A 5,056-nucleotide genomic window follows, 5' to 3' on the forward strand; every position below is an offset into this window, starting at 1 on the left:
ACACCAGGATCGCTGCGGTGACGATGCCGGGAGTCGCCAGCGGCGCGATCACCTTGCGGAACGCCTGACCCGGCGTCGCGCCGTCCATCTTCGCGGCCTTCTCCAGATCCCAAGGGATCTCCTTGAAGAACGCCGACATGGTGTAGATCGCAAGCGGCAGCGCGAAGGTGATGTACGGAATGATCAGGCCGGGCCAGGTGTCGAACAATCCGATCCTGCGCTCGATGTTGAAGAGCGGTGTCACCAGCGAGATCTGCGGGAACATAGCGATCAGGAGGGCCACCCCGACCAGGGCGCGCTTGCCGGGGAACACCAGCCGGGCGATCGCGTAGGCGGCCATCCCGCCGACGATGACCGCGATCACCGTGGTGATCAGGCCGATACCGATCGAGTTGACCAGGGCCGAGGTGAAGATGTTGCCCTGAAAGATGGCCTTGTAGTTGGCGAACGTGATCTGCGACGGAATCAGGTTGCCGTCCTTGACCGTTGAGGTCGGCTTCAGTGACAGCGACAGAATCCACAACACCGGGAACAGCGCGTAGAGGACCACCACCACGTTGACGACGGTCCAGCCCGTCGCACGGCCGCGACTCACCCGATCGCTCATCTAGCGGCCTTCCTCGCCCGCGCCAGGCGCCGACGCGCCGAAGAGCTTGATGTAGATGAACGCAATCACGGCCACGGTCAGGAAGATCAGCACGCTGATCGCCGAACCCAAGCCCAGATTGAAGGCCTTGAACAGGTTGTCGTAACCCAGGATCGACACCGAGCCGGTGTCGTTGGCGCCACCCGTCAACACGTAGATGTTGTCGAAGATGCGGAAGGCGTCGAGGGTGCGGAACAGCAGTGCCACCAGGATCGCCGGCTTGATCAGCGGCAGGATCACCTTCGTCAGGCGTCTCCACGCGCCCGCGCCGTCGATCTGCGCGGCGTTGAGCAGATCCTGCGGCACCAACGCAAGCCCAGCGAGCAACAGCAGCGCCATGAACGGCGTCGTCTTCCAGACCTCGGCGAGCACCACGACGGCCAACGATGGAATCTGCTCGGTGAGTGGGGCCGACCCGGCGGGGAGCAGGTTCGCCAGGTAGCCGGTGCCCGGCGTCCACGCGTAGTACCAGCTGTAGGAGGCCGCGACGGTGACGATCCCGTACGGGATCAGGATGGCGGTGCGGACGACGCCCTTGCCGAAGATGGTGCGGTGCATGACGAGTGCCAGCGCCATGCCGAGGACGAACTCGATGGCGACCGACACGACGGTGATGGCGAGCGTGACGACGAACGCCGTCCACCAGTACCTGTCGCTGAGAATGGTGACGTAGTTGGCGAACCAGATGAACTTGGTGTCATCCGGCGCCGCCAGGTTGTAGCGCTGCAGGCTGAGCCACACCGCGTAGGCGATCGGATAGGCCGTCACGGCGAGCATCAGGATGACGGCCGGGCTGATCAGCCAGAACGCGAGGCGACGGTCGGACTTGTCATTGTCGGTGGCGTCGACCGTTGGTGCGGTCATGGGATCAGGCCCTTACCGTCGATGGCCTTCTGCACCACGTCGGCGAGCACGTCGGCGGTGCGCTCGGGGTCGATCGCGTTGATGGGGGCCAGCGTCGCGGAGATGCGGGTGGAAACAGCCTGGTAGACCGGGGTTGCCGGACGTACTGCGGCGTTGGTGAGCTGGTCGCGGATGATGGCGTACTGGGGGTACTTCTTCTGGAACGCCGGATCGTCGTACAAGGACGCGCGGACGGCGGGCAGGCCACCCTCGACGGAGGTGTACCGCTGGTTCTCGACGTTGCGCAGGCACCGGATGGCCTCGAACGCCTCGGCCCTGTGCTGCGTGTTCTTGCCGACCGCGAGGTTCAGCCCGCCGAGCGTCACCTTGGCCGGCTCGCCGGGTTGCACGCCGGGATAGTCGGCGAAGCCGAACACCTTCTGGCTGGCCTCGTATGCCGTCGTGAACTGCTCATCGGTCGGCGAGAAGGTGCCCGCGTCGTTGATCGAGCCCTCGAGCTCCGGACGCTCGTTCAGCGGCAGGAAGTCGACGCCGCCCTTGACCGCGTTCTCGAGCAAGGAGGGCAGCACGAACGGCCAGTTCACCTCCAGCGCTGCCTTGCCCTGTTCGAGCGCGAGCCGCGCGGTCGCCTCGTCGGTCTGGGTGATGGACGGATCGGCGCCTGGCGCGGTGGCAACCGCCTTGATGATCTGCAGCGCCTTGACCGTCGCCGCACGATGTTCGGGGGTGTCGGTCAGAGTGACGGTCTTGCCGTCGTCGGAGAGCACCTGTCCCCCTGCACTTTCCAGCAACGTGTTGAACCACACCACCAGACCCTCGTACTGCTTGGCCTGCAGGGCGATCCAACTCGGCTTCCCCGCGGCGTGCAACCGGGTGGCCTCGGCGACCATCGCATCCCAGGTGGCAGGCGGTTCCTTCATCAGATCCGCTCGGTACCAAAGCAATTGGGTGTTGGTGGTGATGGGTGCGGCGTACAGCTTGTCCTGCCACTCGGCGGTCTTCAACGGACCGGGAAGGGTGTTCTCCCTCGCGTCGGCCTCGGCTTTGCCCGCCGGATCGTCGGACAGCGGCAACGCCCAGCCGGCTTCGGCGAACTCGGCGGTCCACACCACGTCGAGCGCCATCACGTCGAGGGTCTTGTCGTTGCCGGTGAGCCGGCGCGCCAGCTGCAGCCGTTGAGCGTCGGCTTCCTTCGGCAAGCTGACCTGCTTGATGGTGAAGCGGCCACCGAGCTCTTCGTTGCACCGCTTTGCCACCGCGGTGAACGTAGCCATCTCATTGGCCGGTGTGTAGTAATTGATGACGGTGCCGCCACCCTGGGCGCTGCACGCCGACACCATCGCCGCCGTCGTCAGCCCAGCCAACGCCGCAGCGCACAGCCGTCTAACGCGCACCACCGTCTCCTGTCCGGGTTCGATGTCGCCGCCGAGGCGGCTCCGGGCGAGGACGTCCCCGCGGGCAAACCGTAGAGGGAGTTACGCGTGATGTGCAACACTATCGAACCCGCGCGTCGGAATCGTGATGCGGCAGCAACCTTCGCACGGTGTGCGGGCCACCACTGCGCAAACACCTGGCACGCCCCGGCATGTCGGCCGCGGGCCGGCCGCCTGGAGTCAGATAGTCAAGCGCGCCAACAGATCCCGACCCTTCTCGGCGCCTTGCGGATCGCACAGCACGTCGTACCGACCGGCAACCAATTGCATCGTCGAGCTGAAATCTCTTGTGCCCCGCGCCATCGCGTACTGAAGGCCGGAGGTGATGAGACCGAAGAAGATGCCGGCCACCAGGCCGGCGATCAGCGCGCCCCACGGACTCGGCCCGAAGAATCCGAGCACCAGGCCGATGAAGAGGCCGAGCCACGCCCCGGTCAGCGCTCCCCCACCCAACACCCGCGGCCACGTGAGGCGGCCCGTGACCCGCTCGACCTGCATCAGGTCGACGCCGACGATGGTGACTTGCTGCACGGGAAACTCTTGATCCGACAGAAAGTCGACCGCACGCTGCGCCTCGGCGTAGGTGGGGTAGGAGCCGATGGGCCATCCCTTCGGCGGGGTCGGCAAGCCGGCGAATCCACCGCGTCCCGGATTCTGGCCCGCCCGCCCTGGATTCTGAAGTGGGTTCGTCATCTTCATGTCCCCGTTCGTTTCTTGTCCGCGTGGAGCGTCTACATTCTCCACCGTTGCGCCCCTGTCGACGTGTCAACGCTCGACGTCGTCCATTGGTGCCATCCGCCCGACAAGCACTCGTTGCCCTTAGCTCCGGTACGTTGACCGTCATGAGTTATCCGGGAAGCTTCCCAGGCGATCCGGGAGGTCAGCAGCCGGCTGGTCAGCAGTACCAGGCGCCCGGGGCCTACGGGTACCCACCCGCCGGCTATGGCGGCCCACCGCCAGGCCCGTTTTCCGGGCCCCCACCTGGGTATTCGCCCCCACCGCAGATACCGCCCGGGGCGTTCCCACCTCCGCCGCCATACCAGGCGTACAACAATCCGTACCCCAATCCGTACGGCAACCCGTACCCGCCCGCGTACGGCAACCAGCCCGCCACCAACGGCATCGCGATCGGATCGCTGGTGAGTTCGCTGGTCGGCATTCCGGCCTACTTCCTCTGCCTGCCCTTCGTGGGCTCGATCATCGGCGTCGTCCTCGGAATCGTCGCGCTGAACCAGATCGGCAAGCGCCATCAGAAGGGCAGGGAGATGGCCATCGCCGGAATTGCGATCGGGGGCGTCACCCTGCTCGGCTCGCTGATCCTGCTGATCATCTACTCGTCGCGGCTGTTCTTGTACTGACGGGGAGCACCGGATCCCGCGAACGGTACGTTGGAGACCATGACACCGTCCGAGGAACTCGGCGAATGGTGAACCCCGGACCGGACGAACCGCCGCGCGGCAGCGAGTATCCGCCGCTGGAGGAATCCCCGGCGCACGCCGACCCGTATGCGCCCGTGGACTATCCGTCGGACACCGGGGCCACGCCGCCGTACCCCGCGCCGCCCGGCTACCAACAGCCGGGTCCACCACCCGGCTACCAACAGCCCGGCTATCCACCACCGGATTACCCGCAGCCCGGCTATCCGCAAGTGGGATACCCGCCGCCGCCCGCGGGTTACCCGCCGCAGTACCCGGGCGGGTACCCGTACGGGTATGACCCCTATGCCTCGGCCCGGCCGACCGGCACCAACGGCAAGGCGATCGGTGCGCTCGTCACGTCTCTGGCCGGCCTGATGTTGTGCGGTGTGCCTTCGATCGTCGGGGTGATCCTCGGCGTCATCGCGATGCGCGAGACGAAGCGGACCGGTCAGGAGGGCTACGGCCTGGCCTTGGCGGGGGTCATCGTCGGTGCGCTCGCCGTCGTGGGCTGGCTGCTGTACGTCGTGATCGTCATCATCGCGGTCGCCGTCTCCTCGCCGTCCTACTACTAGGTCCTGAACATTCCCGCGGTCATTCACCATTGGATCGCTGGTTCTCGGCACGTAACGGGCACTGGTCAAGGCGCGCAGCATTTTTGGGTTCCTTGCGGCGGCGCAGGGGCGGGACTTGTCTCC

The 5,056-nt window shown here is 66.1% G+C and carries 6 protein-coding genes; 2 read left to right on the forward strand and 4 right to left on the reverse strand.

Annotated features, from left to right (window positions below):
• The 4 genes from ACRDUX_RS22035 to ACRDUX_RS22050 form a co-directional block, all read right to left on the reverse strand.
• On the reverse strand, positions 1-595 hold a 595-nt coding region (locus ACRDUX_RS22035; RefSeq protein WP_526416505.1), incomplete at its 3' end, for a carbohydrate ABC transporter permease.
• A 12-nt stretch (positions 596-607) separates the two neighbouring features.
• Entirely contained in the window at positions 608-1,510 is a 903-nt protein-coding gene (locus ACRDUX_RS22040; protein ID WP_526416497.1) for a carbohydrate ABC transporter permease, read from the reverse strand.
• The gene (locus ACRDUX_RS22045) at positions 1,507-2,904 is read right to left on the reverse strand and encodes an ABC transporter substrate-binding protein (RefSeq protein ID WP_526416499.1); all 1,398 of its coding nucleotides are present in this window, start codon (positions 2,902-2,904) and stop codon (positions 1,507-1,509) included. The genes ACRDUX_RS22040 and ACRDUX_RS22045 overlap by 4 nt, the downstream gene beginning before the upstream one ends.
• 219 nt (positions 2,905-3,123) lie before the next feature.
• Positions 3,124-3,636 carry a general stress protein gene (locus ACRDUX_RS22050; RefSeq protein ID WP_526416500.1) on the reverse strand — a complete coding sequence of 171 codons (513 nt, stop codon included), beginning with the start codon at positions 3,634-3,636 and terminating at the stop codon, positions 3,124-3,126.
• A 149-nt stretch (positions 3,637-3,785) separates the two neighbouring features.
• On the opposite strand from ACRDUX_RS22050, the gene ACRDUX_RS22055 reads away from it, so the two are divergent.
• A complete protein-coding gene (locus ACRDUX_RS22055; protein WP_526416502.1) occupies positions 3,786-4,301 on the forward strand; it encodes a DUF4190 domain-containing protein in 516 nt (171 codons plus the stop codon).
• Between the two features lie 65 nt (positions 4,302-4,366).
• A complete protein-coding gene (locus ACRDUX_RS22060) occupies positions 4,367-4,933 on the forward strand; it encodes a DUF4190 domain-containing protein (protein ID WP_526416503.1) in 567 nt (188 codons plus the stop codon).
• Positions 4,934-5,056: the final 123 nt, after the last annotated feature.

This window comes from Mycobacterium sp., from assembly GCF_050701675.1.
In the GTDB taxonomy this organism is placed as follows: Bacteria; Actinomycetota; Actinomycetes; order Mycobacteriales; family Mycobacteriaceae; genus Mycobacterium.